This window comes from Paracoccus homiensis (assembly GCF_900111675.1).
Lineage (GTDB): Bacteria > Pseudomonadota > Alphaproteobacteria > Rhodobacterales > Rhodobacteraceae > Paracoccus > Paracoccus homiensis.
Genome location: NZ_FOHO01000008.1, coordinates 73,124 through 87,831, shown reverse-complemented (window position 1 = coordinate 87,831; position 14,708 = coordinate 73,124). Strand labels below are relative to the sequence as shown.

General features: G+C 63.2%; 12 protein-coding genes. 7 read left to right on the top strand and 5 right to left on the bottom strand.

Annotated elements, in window-relative coordinates; genetic code table 11:
- The first annotated feature begins 151 nt into the window (after positions 1 to 151).
- Positions 152 to 1,828: a cytochrome c oxidase subunit I gene (ctaD, locus tag BMX67_RS12055; protein ID WP_090735249.1), complete on the top strand. Its 1,677-nt coding sequence runs from the start codon at positions 152 to 154 to the stop codon at positions 1,826 to 1,828.
- On the top strand, positions 1,828 to 2,325 hold the full coding sequence (locus BMX67_RS12050) for a DUF2244 domain-containing protein (protein WP_090735246.1): 498 nt from the start codon (positions 1,828 to 1,830) through the stop codon (positions 2,323 to 2,325). The genes ctaD and BMX67_RS12050 overlap by 1 nt, the downstream gene beginning before the upstream one ends.
- Before the next feature lie 48 nt (positions 2,326 to 2,373).
- On the opposite strand, the gene BMX67_RS12045 is transcribed toward BMX67_RS12050, so the two are convergent.
- Together BMX67_RS12045 and BMX67_RS12040 are read right to left on the bottom strand one after the other, a co-directional pair.
- Entirely contained in the window at positions 2,374 to 2,562 is a 189-nt protein-coding gene (locus BMX67_RS12045; RefSeq protein ID WP_090735243.1) for a DUF3008 family protein, read from the bottom strand.
- Between the two features lie 38 nt (positions 2,563 to 2,600).
- On the bottom strand, positions 2,601 to 3,065 hold the full coding sequence (locus BMX67_RS12040) for a GatB/YqeY domain-containing protein (protein WP_090735241.1): 465 nt from the start codon (positions 3,063 to 3,065) through the stop codon (positions 2,601 to 2,603).
- Between the two features lie 154 nt (positions 3,066 to 3,219).
- On the opposite strand from BMX67_RS12040, the gene carA reads away from it, so the two are divergent.
- Both carA and BMX67_RS12030 read left to right on the top strand, forming a co-directional pair.
- Entirely contained in the window at positions 3,220 to 4,368 is a 1,149-nt protein-coding gene (gene carA / locus BMX67_RS12035; RefSeq protein WP_090735239.1) for a glutamine-hydrolyzing carbamoyl-phosphate synthase small subunit, read from the top strand.
- Between the two features lie 76 nt (positions 4,369 to 4,444).
- The gene (locus BMX67_RS12030; protein ID WP_090735236.1) at positions 4,445 to 6,526 is read left to right on the top strand and encodes a glycosyltransferase; all 2,082 of its coding nucleotides are present in this window, start codon (positions 4,445 to 4,447) and stop codon (positions 6,524 to 6,526) included.
- Here BMX67_RS12030 and BMX67_RS12025 read toward each other — a convergent pair.
- Entirely contained in the window at positions 6,523 to 9,312 is a 2,790-nt protein-coding gene (locus BMX67_RS12025; protein ID WP_090735233.1) for a [protein-PII] uridylyltransferase family protein, read from the bottom strand. The two genes, BMX67_RS12030 and BMX67_RS12025, sit on opposite strands and share 4 nt — an antisense overlap.
- Positions 9,313 to 9,514: 202 nt before the next feature.
- Here BMX67_RS12025 and BMX67_RS12020 point away from each other — a divergent pair, with 202 nt between their 5' ends.
- The 3 genes from BMX67_RS12020 to ilvN all read left to right on the top strand — a co-directional run bounded on the left by BMX67_RS12020 (position 9,515) and on the right by ilvN (position 12,895).
- On the top strand, positions 9,515 to 10,354 hold the full coding sequence (locus BMX67_RS12020; RefSeq protein WP_090735230.1) for an arginyltransferase: 840 nt from the start codon (positions 9,515 to 9,517) through the stop codon (positions 10,352 to 10,354).
- 158 nt (positions 10,355 to 10,512) lie between these two features.
- Positions 10,513 to 12,267 (top strand): acetolactate synthase 3 large subunit, encoded by a 1,755-nt coding sequence (locus BMX67_RS12015; protein WP_175479888.1) that lies wholly within the window; start codon positions 10,513 to 10,515, stop codon positions 12,265 to 12,267.
- A 67-nt stretch (positions 12,268 to 12,334) separates the two neighbouring features.
- Positions 12,335 to 12,895 (top strand): acetolactate synthase small subunit, encoded by a 561-nt coding sequence (gene ilvN, locus BMX67_RS12010; protein WP_090735225.1) that lies wholly within the window; start codon positions 12,335 to 12,337, stop codon positions 12,893 to 12,895.
- 7 nt (positions 12,896 to 12,902) lie between these two features.
- Here the strand turns inward: ilvN and BMX67_RS12005 are convergent, their stop codons facing one another.
- Both BMX67_RS12005 and BMX67_RS12000 read right to left on the bottom strand, forming a co-directional pair.
- Positions 12,903 to 13,253, bottom strand: a complete 351-nt coding sequence (locus BMX67_RS12005; RefSeq protein ID WP_175479887.1) for a hypothetical protein — start codon at positions 13,251 to 13,253, stop codon at positions 12,903 to 12,905.
- A 158-nt stretch (positions 13,254 to 13,411) separates the two neighbouring features.
- On the bottom strand, positions 13,412 to 14,707 hold the full coding sequence (locus BMX67_RS12000) for a DUF2254 domain-containing protein (RefSeq protein WP_090735222.1): 1,296 nt from the start codon (positions 14,705 to 14,707) through the stop codon (positions 13,412 to 13,414).
- Position 14,708 lies beyond the last annotated feature (1 nt).

Here is a 14,708-nt window from a genome sequence, read left to right as displayed (position 1 = left end):
GACCTTGCCCTCGCGGAATGTGATATTCTTGCGAGGGCGTTCAACTTTTGGTCAGCGCGACACATTGCCCGATGGCGAGGGCTGGTCTAGAAGAATGCGGGATTACGCCGGTCTGCCAGACCGGCTCGACGACATTTGAGGGAGTTCGGGTATGGCAGACGCAGCCGCTCACGGCCACGAAGACCATCACGACCAACGCGGGTTCTTCACCCGATGGTTCATGTCCACCAATCACAAGGACATCGGTATTCTTTACCTTTTCACCGCAGGTCTGGTGGGGCTGATCTCGGTCTGTTTCACCGTCTACATGCGGATGGAACTGCAGCACCCCGGCGTGCAGTACATGTGCCTTGAAGGGGCCCGCTTCATCGCGGACGCTTCGGCGGAATGTACCCCGAACGGCCATCTGTGGAACGTGATGATCACCTATCACGGCGTCCTGATGATGTTCTTCGTGGTGATTCCGGCCCTGTTCGGCGGTTTCGGCAACTATTTCATGCCGCTGCATATCGGCGCCCCGGACATGAGCTTTCCGCGGCTGAACAACCTGTCCTACTGGATGTATGTCGCCGGTGTGGCGCTTGGCGTTGCCTCGCTTCTGGCACCGGGCGGGAACCAGCAGGCCGGTTCGGGCGTGGGTTGGGTTCTGTACCCGCCGCTGTCGACGACCGAGGGCGGCTATTCGATGGATCTGGCGATCTTCGCCGTTCACGTGTCGGGCGCATCCTCGATCCTGGGCGCGATCAACATTATCACCACCTTCCTGAACATGCGTGCCCCCGGCATGACCCTGTTCAAGGTGCCGCTGTTCGCCTGGTCGGTCTTTATCACCGCGTGGCTGATCCTTCTGGCGCTGCCGGTTCTGGCCGGGGCCATCACCATGCTGCTGATGGACCGCAATTTCGGCACCAACTTCTTCAACCCGGCCGGTGGCGGTGACCCGATCCTGTACCAGCACATCCTGTGGTTCTTTGGCCACCCGGAAGTGTACATCATCGTCCTGCCCGGCTTTGGCATCATCAGCCACGTCATCGCCACCTTCTCGAAGAAGCCGGTCTTCGGCTATCTGCCGATGGTTCTGGCCATGGCCGCGATCGGTGTTCTGGGCTTCGTCGTCTGGGCGCACCACATGTATACGGTCGGCATGTCGCTGACCCAGCAAAGCTATTTCATGCTGGCCACCATGACGATCGCCGTGCCCACGGGCATCAAGGTCTTCTCGTGGATCGCGACGATGTGGGGCGGCAGTGTCGAATTCAAGACCCCGATGCTGTGGGCCTTCGGCTTCCTGTTCCTGTTCACCGTCGGCGGTGTGACCGGCGTGGTCCTGTCGCAGGCGCCGCTGGATCGCGTCTATCACGACACCTACTATGTCGTGGCCCATTTCCACTATGTGATGTCGCTGGGTGCGGTCTTTGCGATCTTCGCCGGTGTCTATTACTGGATGGGCAAGATGTCGGGCCGCCAGTATCCCGAATGGGCCGGCAAGGTGCATTTCTGGATGATGTTCCTGGGCGCCAACCTGACCTTCTTCCCCCAGCACTTCCTGGGCCGTCAGGGCATGCCGCGCCGCTATATCGACTATCCGGTCGAATTCGCGTTCTGGAACAATATCAGCTCGATCGGGGCCTACCTGTCCTTCGCGTCGTTCCTGTTCTTCATCGGCATCGTGGTCTACACCCTGCGCGCCGGTCAGCGCGTGAACGTACCGAACTACTGGAACGAGCATGCAGACACGCTGGAATGGACGCTGTCCTCGCCCCCGCCGGAACACACGTTCGAGCAACTACCCAAGCGCTCGGACTGGGATCACAGCCACGCGCACTGATGCCCTATGAATGGACACAGGAAACGGCCCCGGAGGATTCCGGGGCCGTTTCACATCAACTCAGGCTGTGGCCCTATCGGTCACTGCCGCGCCGGGGTTTCGTCTGGTTCATCGGGGTGACCGCCGGGCTGATGGCCCTGCCCCTTGTCGCGGTTCTGGGCAGCTTTGTGCTGTGGGGGCTTCTGCCCTTCATCCTGCTGGTGATCTGGGGGGTCTGGGCCGCACTGCAAAACAGCTATCGCAGTGGCGAGACCTGGGAAAACCTGACCCTGACACGCGATCAGCTGCGGGTCCGTCGCCACGATCCGGGGCGTGCGGACCGCGATTGGCAGACCAACCCCTATTGGGTGCGGGTCGCCCTGCGCGACGGCCCTGTCGAGGAATATCTGACCCTGACCGACGGCCAGCGCGACATCGAACTTGGTGCCTTTCTGACCCCCGAAGAACGCCGCGCCCTGCGCGATGAGATCGAACAGCGGCTGTTCAGCCTGCGCTGAGCGCATGTGAAAATCGCCGCCCGTTGCGGGGCGGCGATCGCTGCGGGATCAGTCATCGTCGACCTTGTCTGGCAAGCCGTCCAGTTCGGTCGATGCGAAATCCTCCAGCTCGTCTTCCGACATGCTGTCATACATCTGCTGCGACGCGCCCTGCAGGTCGCCGACCTTGGTATCCCCGCGTTTGGCGGACAGGGCGGCACCCGCCGCGCGTTGCTGGGCCTTGGATCTGGCTGGCATAAGATCACCTCCTGCCTGCCAACGCACCCAAGGCCCGATCAGTTCAACAGGCGCTGTTTCACCAGCGGCCCGACCGCGGCGAAATCCATCTGCCCGGCATAGCGGGCGCGCAGTTCCGCCATGACGCGGCCCATATCGCGGATGCTTTCGGCCCCCAGATCCGACACGACCTTGTCGACCGCCTCGGCGCTTTCACCCTCGGTCAGCTGGCGGGGCAGGAACTCCTGGATGACGCCGATTTCATCGACCTCTTTCGCAGCCAGTTCCAGCCGCCCGCCCTCTTCATAGGCTTTCGAAGATTCCTGCCGCTGCTTGACCATTTTCGACATGATCGCGATCAGGTCGGCGTCGCTGAGGGCACCCTCTTCGCCATCGCCGGTCCGCGCGGCGATCTCGCGGTCCTTGATGGCAGCCCCGATCAGGCGCAGCGTCGAGACGCGCGCACTGTCCTTGGCCTTCATGGCGTCCTTGGTTGCGGCTTGAAGCTTGGCACGCAGATCCATCACAGTCTCCGATGATGCGCCGTGATTGGCGCAGGAAAGCTGGCGACATAGGCCGGGCCACGTGTAAAATCAAGCCAAACCGCGCGTCGGGGAACTTGACCTTGCCGCGCTGCCCCTCTATCCACCGACAGATTTTCAGTACAGGGGTGCCGCCATGGCCACAAAACCGACTGCCTGCCTCGCGCTTGCCGACGGGACCGTTTTCTATGGCCGAGGCTTTGGTGCCACCGGCGAGACCGTCGCCGAACTGGTCTTCAACACCGCGATGACCGGCTATCAGGAGATCATGACCGATCCCTCTTATGCCAGCCAGATCGTGACCTTCACCTTCCCCCATATCGGCAATACCGGCATCACCACCGAGGATGACGAGGCGCAGGATCCCGTCGCCAGCGGCATCGTCGTGCGCTGGGATCCGACCCAGCCGTCGAACTGGCGCGCGATGGGGGAATTGTCGGACTGGATGACCAAGCGCGGCCGCATCGGGATCGGCGGCGTCGATACCCGCCGCCTGACCCGCGCGATCCGTCAACAAGGGGCGCCGCATGTCGTGCTGGCCCATGACCCCGACGGCAATTTCGACATCGAGGCCATGGTTGCCAAGGCCCGCGGCTGGCAGGGCCTTGTCGGGCTTGATCTGGCCAAGGATGTCAGCTGTGCCCAAAGTTATCGCTGGGATCAGGGTGCCTGGGAATGGAGCAAGGGCTTCGGCACCTCGCCCGAGGACAAGCCCTTCAAGGTCGTGGCGCTGGACTATGGCGCAAAGCGGAACATCCTGCGGTCGCTGGTCGCCCATGGCGCGGATGTGACCGTACTGCCCGCGACCGCCACCGCCGAAGAGGTGATGGCCCATGAGCCCGAAGGCATCTTCCTGTCGAATGGCCCCGGCGATCCGGCGGCGACGGGCGAATACGCCGTGCCGATGATTCAGGAACTGCTGCGCCAGGACATGCCGATCTTCGGGATTTGCCTTGGTCATCAGATGCTTGCGCTGGCCCTGGGTGCGAAGACCGTCAAGATGGGCCACGGCCATCACGGCGCGAACCACCCCGTTCGCGACACCGAAACCGGCAAGGTCGAGATTACCTCGATGAACCACGGTTTCGCCGTCGATACCCAAAGCCTGCCCGAAGGCGTTCTGGAAACCCATGTCAGCCTGTTCGATGGCAGCAATTGCGGCATCCGGGTCGACGGCAAACCGGTCTTCTCGGTGCAGTACCACCCCGAGGCCGCGCCGGGTCCGCAGGACAGCCTGTATCTGTTCCAGCGCTTTGCCGACGCGATGCGCAATCGCCGCGACTGATCGGGCGCACGGCCGCGTTTAACCGCTTGTTAACCGTGGTCGTGCCACCACAGGGCGTTCCAAAAGGGAATCGCCCATGTCCGAGGCTGCGTTAGACCTGTTCCCCACGCCCCCCGCGCCTGTCGCGGGGCATGCCTGTGCGGCGCTTGCACCTCGCAATCCGCAGCCATTGGGCCAGATCCTTCTGGAGGACGGAGTCGTCGATCCCTCGCATCTGCTGAAAGCGCAGGTGCTGCGCGGTCGGCAAGAGGCGCGTCTGGGTCAGATCCTTCTGGCCCAGGGCTGGATCACGCCAGAGGCCCTGACCCGCGCGCTGTCGCGTCAATGGCGCTGTTCCGCCATCGATCCGGCGGCAACGCCTGGCGACCCGCGCCTGATCGACCTTGCCGGAGCCGATTTCTGCCTGGCGCATTCGGTCCTGCCCTGGCGTCGCATCGGCGGTGTAACCTGGGTCGCCACCGCCCGCCCCGAGGAATTCGCATCGCTCATCCCCCGGATGCCTGTCGAATTCGGCACCGTGCGAATGCTGCTTTGCACCGAAGCGCAGGCGCAAGGCGCGGTCCTTGCGCGACGTCGCATCGCCCTGATCCGTCAGGCCGAAACCTGCGTGCCCGCCGCTGAAAGCTGTCGCACGCGGAATGAATCGATGGTGGGCCGACTGGCCGTCGCCGTCATCCTGCTGGCCTTGATCGCGGTCTGGCTCGTGCCGGCGGCGCTGTTGGGCGGGTTGACCGCCATCGTGACACTGGGACTGATCGGGCAAAGCACGCTGAAGCTGCTGGCCCTTGCCAATACCGTGCTGCATGACCGGGCCGAGACCCGCACCCGACGCGATCTGGCCGCCGCAAAGGTGCAGCCGCCGCAGATGGATGGCCCCCTGCCGGTGATCTCGGTCATCGTGCCGCTGTTTCAGGAAAGCGATGTCGCGGGCAAGCTTGTCGCGCGGCTGGCGCGGCTGGCCTATCCGCGCGAACTGACCGACATCCTGCTGGCGATCGAGGCCAGCGACCATGTCACCAAGGATGCGCTGAAAGGCGCGAAGCTGCCCGCATGGATGCGCGTGGTCGAGGTTCCCGACGGGCCGATCAAGACCAAGCCCCGCGCGCTGAACTATGCGTTGAACTTCTGCCGCGGCAGCATCGTCGGCATCTGGGACGCCGAGGACCGACCCGACCCCGATCAGCTGCACCGCATCGCCCGGCATTTCCATTTCGCGGATGCGCGGGTCGGTTGCCTGCAAGGCGCGCTGGATTTTTACAACCCCCGCACCAACTGGCTGGCGCGCTGCTTTACCGTCGAATATGCGGCGTGGTTTCGGGTTCTGCTACCGGGCATTGCGCGGATGGGGCTGTTGGTGCCCTTGGGCGGGACCACCTGCTTTTTCCGGCGCGCCGCGCTGGACGATGCCCACGCCTGGGACGCATGGAACGTCACCGAGGACGCGGATCTGGGCGTCCGTCTGGCCCGCCGCGGCTGGACGACCGAGATCATCGACACCACCACCGACGAAGAGGCGAATTGCCGTGTCATCCCCTGGATCAAGCAGCGATCCCGCTGGCTGAAAGGATTCGCGATGACTTGGGGCGTGCATATGCGCGACCCGGTCGGGCTGTGCCGCGATCTCGGCGCGCGCCGCTTCATCGGTTTTCAGGTGCAGTTCCTGGCGATGCTTAGCCAGTACCTGCTGGCCCCGATGCTTTGGAGCTTCTGGCTGCTGGCCTTCGGCTTGCCCCATCTTCTGCGCACCCCGCTGGACGGCGCTTTGGGCGGTTGGGTGCTGCCGGGGCTGATGGCGCTGTTCATCGCGACAGAAACGCTGAATCTGGCCATCGGCCTTTATGCCGTGCGCGGGGCCAAGCACCGGCATCTGTCGCTGTGGGTGCCGACGCTGCACGTCTATTTCCCGCTTGGCTGTCTGGCCGGGTGGAAAGCGATCTACGAGGTCGTGCGCCATCCCTTCTATTGGGACAAGACCGCCCACGGCGTCTTTGACGAAGCCGAAACCGAAATCCTGCCCGACGACATGCGGCAAGTTCCGGTTCTGGGCCAGATCGGCGGACGCAGTCTGGACGAGATCGCGGCCCAGCGCGGCGAGGCACCCCGCCCCGCCACTCCGATCCCTGTCGTGGTCGCGCCGCCCATGGCCAAAGTCGGTTAATCCACGCGGCCCAATTGCGTATCGATGATGGCTGCGGCGGCTTCGGTGGCCGCATTCAGCCTGCTGGACAGTTCGTCCAGATCCGCACAGCTGGTTTCGCGCAGCAGGAATACCTGACCGCCATGGCCGATCTCATCGAAATCCAGCGGGCGCTCGGTCAGCAGCCGGGCCGAGCCCTGAATCCGCCACAGCAGGCGATAGGATGACGCCAGTCGATCGGCCTCTTGCCCGCCAAGAAGGCCCGCGCGTTTGCCACAGCGCAATTGCGCAAGCGTGCCGCGCTGCGGCTCGCCCGCCCGCAGGGCACAGGACTGCGCCAGAAGATCGATATCCTGCAAACGACCCGGTCCGATCTTGGCCTCCCACGCACCATCGACCGGCTTGGCAGCAAAGATCCGTTCGCGCATCTTCGCCAGATCCGGCATCACCCGCGGGTCCCCGCCACGATCCTTCAGCACCGACAGGCGCAGTTCTTCGATCCGGTCGGCCAGAGGCTGCGCGTTCTCGCCGGCCAGACCGACCACCCGCGCGCGGGTCAGGGCCAGATGTTCCCATGTCCAGGCTTCGGTCATCTGGTAATTTTCAAAGCTTTGGACCGAGGTCGCCACCGGCCCCTGACGGCCGGAAGGCCGCAGACGCATATCGACCTCGTACAGCCTGCCCTCGGCAGTCGGGGCCGAAACCGCGGTGATCAGCGCCTGCGTCAGCCGGGCATAATAGGGCCGCGCCGTCAGCGGCTTGGGTCCATCGGAACTGTCGACACCATCCGCGTCATAGATCACGATCAGGTCCAGATCCGACCCGGCATTCAGCTGTCTTGCGCCCAGGGACCCCATGCCCAGGACAACCGCGCCCTGGCCCGGCGGCGGACCATGCCGGCGGCTGAAATCCTGAACCGTCACCGGGGTCAGTGCCGCCACGCAGGCATCGGCCAGATCGGCATATTGCCCCCCGGCCTCATCCGCGTCGATCAGCCCGCGCAGATGATGCACCCCGATGCGGAAATGCCATTCATGCGCCCACCGCCGCGCCGCGTCCAACGCACGTTCATACCCCCCGCCCGGCGCGTTCAGCGCGGTCTTCAACTGCTTTGCCAGATCGTCGCGAAGGGATTGCGGGCCGGGCCATGCCGCGAAGAAACTGCCCCCCAGCACGGCATCCAGCACGGCGGGATGGCGCGACAGATAGGCCGACAGCCCCGGCGCCGTCCCGCAGATATCGACGATCAGGTCGATCAGCTGGGGGTTGGCCTCGAACAGTGAAAACAACTGCACGCCCGAAGGCAGGCCAGACAGAAACGCATCGAACCGGGCCAGAACCTCATCCGGTTGTCCGGCGCAGGACATGCGCGACAAAAGCTCTGGTTCGATCCGCTGGAACACCTGCTGGGCGCGTTGCGACCGAAGCGCCGGGTAGTGCTGCCACCGGTCGATGATCGCCCGCGCCTCGTCCGAGATGTCGGGCCGGGGGGCGGCGTCCGTGGGCGAGAAGAAGGATTCCGTCAGTTCATGGACATCTTCCAGCCGGGATTTCAGACGCTCGGACCACCGGTCCGCATCGTCCTGTCCCATCATCGCCGCGACGGTCGCAATCCCCTCGGCATCTTTCGGCAGGCAGTGGGTCTGCGCATCATTCACCATCTGGATGCGATGTTCGATGTCGCGATGCTCGCGGTAATGGTCGGTCAGGCGATCGGCCACGCCTTGCGGGATCCACCCCTTTTGGGCAAGTGCAGCCAGACCGCCCACAGTATCTCGGCACCGCAGATCGGGGTCGCGCCCGCCCGCGATCAGCTGACGGGTCTGGGTAAAGAACTCGATCTCGCGGATACCGCCCTGCCCCAGCTTCATATTGTGGCCGGGAATGTCCAGGCGACCGCCCAGCCCCTTGTGGTCGCGGATCCGCAGACGCATGTCATGGGCGTCCTGGATGGCCGCGAAATCCAGATGCTTGCGCCAGACGAAGGGGCGCAATTCGCGCAGGAAACGCTGGCCCGCCGCGATATCCCCGGCGGCGGCGCGCGCCTTGATGAAAGCCGCGCGTTCCCATGTGCGGCCCTCGGCCTCGTAATAGGCCAGTGCCGCCGCGGTCGAAATGCAGACCGGGGTGACAGAGGCGTCGGGCCGCAACCGCAGATCGGTGCGGAAGACATATCCATGTTCGGTCACGTCAGACAGCGTCGCCGCCATCTTGCGCGTCGCGCGGATCAGCGCGGCACGGGCCTCGTGCTGATCGGCCTCGTCATAGGCGGTTTCGTCAAACAGGACGATCAGATCGATATCCGAACTGTAGTTCAGTTCCTTCGCGCCGCCCTTTCCCATCGCCAGGGCAAAGATGCCCCCCGCATCGGCCTGGGTTTCAGGCAGCTTGCCGCGCCGTGCCTCATGCGCGACATGCACCCGCAGCGCCAGATCGACGGCACGATCCGCCAGATCGGACAGGGCGCCAGTGACCTTTTCAAGCGGCCAGACCCCGCCCAGATCGGCCAGCGCCGTATACAGCGCCACCCGCCGCTTGGCCCGGCGCAACGCCACGCCCAGCTCGGCGGCATCCAACGCCTCGAACCCTGCGGTTTCACGGGCGACCACATCTTCATGCGGCAGCGCATCCAACAGCCAGTCGGCCTCTTTCTGGATCAGCCCCGCCAGATAGGGGCTGGTCCCCGCCGCCCCCTTCAGCAGTTTCTGCAAAGGCGCAGGGGCCGCGACAAACAGCGCGGATACCGACGCAGCGCGGTCGGCATCCAAAGCCAGCGGAAAGCGGGTGATGCGATCAACGAAATCCATGCGCGTCACACTAGCCAAAGCCAAAGGACGGTCAATCTGCCGCAACATGGGCGCGCGGAAACCATGTTCCGCTTTCGGTGCTTGGCGTGTCATGATTTCGTTGCTAGGCTTTGCTGCGAACCCACAGCATGGCGAATTTTTCAAGCCCAGACGCCCGTATGAGAAGCCCTGACCCGAACCCCTGCCTGCCGGGGCGCCGCTGATGCGCCATACAGTCCCGCACGCGCCGCAATTCTATGTGACGGCCCCGCAGCCATGCCCCTATCTGCATGGCCGGGCCGAGCGAAAGCTGTTCACGGCGCTGCAGGGCGAAAACGCGGCCGAGCTGAACAACGCGCTGTCGCGGCAGGGCTTTCGTCGGTCCCAGAACGTGCTGTACCGCCCCAGCTGTGAAAGCTGCGTGGCCTGCATGTCGGCGCGGATCAGGGTCGCGGATTTTCAACCCTCGCGCACGCAGCGACGCTTGCAGAAACGCAACGCCGGGCTGCGCCGGCTGGCGACCAGCGCCTGGGCGACCGAAGAACAATATGATCTGTTCCGCAGCTATCTGGATCAGCGGCATGCCGATGGCGGCATGGCGGATATGGACATCTTCGAATTCGCCGCCATGGTCGAGGAAACGCCGATCAAGACGCGGGTGATCGAATATCGCTGCGACGGTCGCGATCCCGCCAAGCTGGTCAAGGGCGACGATCATCTGGCTGCCGTCTGCCTGACCGATGTACTGGATGACGGGCTGAGCCTTGTCTACAGCTTCTATGATCCGACGCTGCATGCCGCCAGCCTTGGCACCTATGTCATCCTTGATCATATCGAGATCGCGCGCGCCGCGGGGCTGCCCTATATCTATCTGGGCTATTGGGTGCCGGGCAGCCGCAAGATGGAATACAAGGCCCGGTTCTCTGCGCTTGAAATCTACAAGGGCGGTGTGTGGCAGGATATCGGCGACCCTGCCGATCATGTAGACGAGGCGCATCCCCTGTCCGTGGACCCGATCGTCGAGCAGGTTGCCCGCATCGCCCTGCCACAATTCGATCGCTGAACCGGAAGTCGCGAAAGAAAATTACAAATTCGGCAGGATCAGCGTCATTTTTACCGCCGGATACCATTGACCCTTCTGACAAGCGCCCATAGTTTGCCCCGACGCGGCGGCGCAGAAATGCGGCCTTCGCGCGGTTTATGTCTGATGGAGTGAAGAAGATGTCCCGAATGATGACGGGTGCAAGAATGGTTGTCGAAGCGCTGCGCGATCACGGCGTCGACACTGTATTCGGCTATCCGGGCGGGGCGGTACTACCCATCTATGACGAGATTTTTCAACAGAACGACATCACCCATGTTCTGGTCCGTCACGAGCAGGGTGCCGTTCACATGGCCGAGGGCTATGCCCGCGCGACCGGCAAGCCGGGGGTGGTTCTGGTCACCTCGGGTCCGGGGGCGACCAATGCCGTGACCGGCCTGACCGATGCCTTGCTGGATTCGATCCCGCTGGTGGTTCTGTCGGGACAGGTTCCGACCTTCCTGATCGGCACCGATGGCTTCCAGGAGGCCGACACCGTCGGCATCACCCGCCCCTGCACCAAGCATAACTGGCTGGTCAAGGATCCCAACAAGCTGGCCGAGACGATCCACAAGGGATTTCACGTCGCCACCTCGGGCCGTCCGGGCCCGGTGCTGATCGACATTCCGAAGGATGTGCAATTCGCCACCGCCGAATATCTGGGCCCCAAACAGGTCGCGCCGGCGCAATATCAGCCCGCGCGCAAGGGTGATCTTGACGCGATCACCCGACTGGTCGAGCTGATCGAACAGGCCGAACGCCCGATTTTCTATACCGGCGGCGGCGTCATCAATTCGGGGCCCGCAGCCAGTCAATTGCTGCGTGAACTGGTCGATGCGACCGGGTTCCCCGTCACCTCGACCTTGATGGGACTGGGCGCCTATCCTGCTTCGGGCAGGAACTGGCTGGGCATGTTGGGGATGCACGGTCTTTACGAGGCCAATCTGGCGATGCACGACTGCGACCTGATGATCAATCTGGGCGCACGGTTCGACGACCGGATCACCGGTCGCGTGGCCGATTTCAGCCCGAACTCGGTCAAGGCGCATGTCGATATCGACCCGTCCAGCATCAACAAGGTGATCCGCGTCGACCTGCCGATCATGGGCGATGTCGGCCATGTTCTGGAAGACATGCTGAAGGTCTGGAAATCCCGCGGACGCAAGGTGAACGGTCCCGCGCTTGGCAAGTGGTGGGAAAAAATCGAAGGCTGGAAGGCCAAGAACTGCCTGTTCTTCCAGAACAGCGATTCGATCATCAAGCCGCAATATGCGATGCAGCGCCTGCAGGAGCTGACCAAGGATCATGACCGCTATGTCACGACCGAAGTCGGCCAGCATCAGATGTGGGCTGCGCAATATCTGGGCTTTGACCAGCCGAATCGCTGGATGACATCAGGCGGACTGGGCACGATGGGCTATGGTCTGCCGGCCAGCATCGGTGTTCAGATGGCCCATCCCGACGCCTTGGTCGTCAATGTTGCCGGCGATGCCAGCTGGCTGATGAACATGCAGGAAATGGGCACGGCGGTCCAGTTCCGCCTTCCGGTCAAGCAGTTCATCCTGAACAATGAACGGCTGGGCATGGTGCGCCAGTGGCAGCAGCTGCTGCATGGCGAACGCTATAGCCAAAGCTGGTCCGACAGCCTGCCCGATTTCGTGAAGCTGGCCGAGGCCTTTGGCTGCAAGGGGGCGCAGGTTCAGGACCCCAAGGATCTGGACGACGCGATCCGGCAGATGATCGAATATGACGGCCCGTTCATTCTGGATGTGCTGGTCGAGAAGCATGAGAACTGCTTCCCGATGATCCCCTCGGGCAAGCCGCATAATGAAATGCTGCTTGGCGAGGCCGAAACCCAAGGCGTGATCGAATCGCAGGGTGCGGTTCTGGTCTGAGATGTCGGCACGGGGGCGCTGCCCCCGTACCCCCGGGATATTTCTGCACAGAAGATAGGGGCAGAGCATGAATGCGTTGAATATTCAAAAGGGCATGTCGAGCCATTCGGCCTATGACCTGCGCGATCCGAATGCCGAGATCGAGGAAAGCCACACCCTGGCGGTGCTGGTCGAGAACGAGCCGGGTGTTCTGGCGCGAGTGATCGGGCTGTTTTCGGGCCGTGGCTACAATATCGACAGCCTGACGGTGGCCGAGGTGGACCATACCGGTCATCGGTCGCGGATCACGGTCGTCACCCGTGGCACCCCCGCCGTGATCGAGCAGATCAAGGCGCAGTTGGGTCGGATCGTGCCCGTCCATGATGTGCACGATCTGACCGTCGAGGGTCCGTCGGTCGAGCGGGAACTGGGTTTGTTCAAGGTGGCGGGTCAGGGCGAAAAGCGTGTCGAAGCGCTGCGAATCGCCGAGATCTTTCGCGCCAATGTCGTCGATTCGACCTTGGAAAGCTTTGTTTTCGAACTGGTCGGCACGCCATCCAAGCTGGATGCCTTTGCTGAACTGATGCGCCCTCTTGGGCTGTCGGAACTGGCCCGCACGGGCGTCGCGGCGCTGGCCCGGGGGAACTGACCCCGGATCAGCGGGTGGCGAGACGTGCCGCCGGATAGCTGTTCGCGCCGCGCCCTTTCGTCACCGGGCGTGGCGTCGAACTGACAACCCTGAGATGCGGTTCCATCGGTTCGGCGCTATTGCGCAGCATCTCGGGCAGGCTGGAACAGCCTTGTTCGGACAACACCTGCACATTCCGGGCATGACGCAATTCGCCGATCGTCTCGCTTTCGAGTTCGACCAGGTCGCCGGGTTGCGGCCAGGCCGGGCCGTGATTCAGGTTTTCGGGGCCTTGCAGGTAAGCAAGTGAAGCCTGGTCTTCGCACCAGATCACCGCTTTCTTCCGATCCTTGCAGCTCCAAACTACGACGCCGATCATGGGCAGCCCTCTTTGGCCCGACCCCGACGGGGCACGAGATGTTCGTAAATTTCAAAGGTTATGTATGTGTTAATGTGACTAAAGCAGAAAACCGCCGACTTGCCAGCACTTTTTTGCGTATTTCTGCCTATATTTAGCTGGCATGTGTTTCATTATCATCACTCGGCCGTGAACTGGGCCACATCGAGGGCCCAAGCTGAGAGGTCTTTCAGGCTTGTCCTTTGTTCCGGCAGAAGTAAATTTCCGTCACTCAATTTCAGCAGGTCGCGGGACAGATCTGCCGCAGCCTTGGAAAAAACCTGTGGCGAAATCTGCGCCAGAGCCAGCAAAGCCTGTTGCAGACCAACATGGACCCAATAGTCCGCGGCCCCGTCACGACCGATGGGCAGCAACGATTCGACCAGCAGTTCATGCGCGCCAAGCGTTGGCACGAACAGGCGCGGATACTGTACCTGTGGCTGGATCGGGGTACGCCATTGCGACAGGACCTGAAGAATATGCGTGACCGCCTGTTTCGCGGTGCCGGGGTCGTTGATGCCGGGTGACAAGGCGCGCTGCGCTGATTCGGACAGCACCGACAGACCGAAGCGCGGATCCTGATCGAAGCTGCGATTCGCGGCGATGGTCAGTGTGCCGAGCAGGCGTTTGCGCAACGCTTCGGCCGCCTCTTCATCGGCGGGCTGCGGGCGGATATGAAAGGCGGGCGCGGCCAGATGCAGGAAATCGCCGGGACGGACCGCCAGATAGACCTCGATCCCCGCTTCGGACGCCATGTCGGACAGTTTCGCGGTGTCGCAATGCTGAAGGAACCCGTTGGCGTCCGACAGGACCGGCTGGGCATCGACCGGGGGCGCACCGATCATCGGATTGCCGCCCAGCCAGGGCGATTTCAGATGCAACGCCAGCGCCCTGTCGGCCGCGGCTTCGATCCGTTTCAGCGTGTCGCCCACGCGGCCCAGTTGCGACAGAAGCTCGATCCAGCGCAACAGCGACACGACGATGATCAGCACCACAAGTACCGTCACCGCAAACAGCACCAGCCGCCCGGATTCGCCATAGATGCCGGTTTTCAGGATGATGATGCTGACAAGGCTGAACAGAAACGCGCCGATAAAGGTTGCCAATACCGTCTGGCTGGCCGAATCCGAAACCAGCAGATGCACCGCGCGCGGCGTCGCGGTGGTGCCCGCCGCCGCATAGGCCGCCGTCAGGATCGACAGGGAAAAGGTCGTCACCGCCAGCATGGACGAGGCAAGGATCTGCAGGATCGCCTCGATCGCGTCGGCGCCGATCTTGGCGGGTAGATCACTGGGAATGAAGCCTTTCAGCGCAAACCCGGCCAGCGCGGTCAGCACGCCCAGTACGGCGAAGGCCGTCACCCGCACCCAGACCTTGCGAAACAGTTGCGTCAGACGCCAGCGTAGCTGCCCGGGCAGGGGATTGGCGCCCGCCACC

Bases quoted from the DNA above. Each gene is read 5' to 3' on its own strand.
- ctaD (WP_090735249.1), top strand. From the start codon at position 152: ATGGCAGACGCAGCCGCTCACGGCCACGAAGACCATCACGACCAACGC.
- BMX67_RS12050 (WP_090735246.1), top strand. From the start codon at position 1,828: ATGCCCTATGAATGGACACAGGAAACGGCCCCGGAGGATTCCGGGGCC.
- BMX67_RS12045 (WP_090735243.1), bottom strand. From the start codon at position 2,562: ATGCCAGCCAGATCCAAGGCCCAGCAACGCGCGGCGGGTGCCGCCCTG.
- BMX67_RS12040 (WP_090735241.1), bottom strand. From the start codon at position 3,065: ATGGATCTGCGTGCCAAGCTTCAAGCCGCAACCAAGGACGCCATGAAG.
- carA (WP_090735239.1), top strand. From the start codon at position 3,220: ATGGCCACAAAACCGACTGCCTGCCTCGCGCTTGCCGACGGGACCGTT.
- BMX67_RS12030 (WP_090735236.1), top strand. From the start codon at position 4,445: ATGTCCGAGGCTGCGTTAGACCTGTTCCCCACGCCCCCCGCGCCTGTC.
- BMX67_RS12025 (WP_090735233.1), bottom strand. From the start codon at position 9,312: ATGGATTTCGTTGATCGCATCACCCGCTTTCCGCTGGCTTTGGATGCC.
- BMX67_RS12020 (WP_090735230.1), top strand. From the start codon at position 9,515: ATGCGCCATACAGTCCCGCACGCGCCGCAATTCTATGTGACGGCCCCG.
- BMX67_RS12015 (WP_175479888.1), top strand. From the start codon at position 10,513: ATGTCCCGAATGATGACGGGTGCAAGAATGGTTGTCGAAGCGCTGCGC.
- ilvN (WP_090735225.1), top strand. From the start codon at position 12,335: ATGAATGCGTTGAATATTCAAAAGGGCATGTCGAGCCATTCGGCCTAT.
- BMX67_RS12005 (WP_175479887.1), bottom strand. From the start codon at position 13,253: ATGATCGGCGTCGTAGTTTGGAGCTGCAAGGATCGGAAGAAAGCGGTG.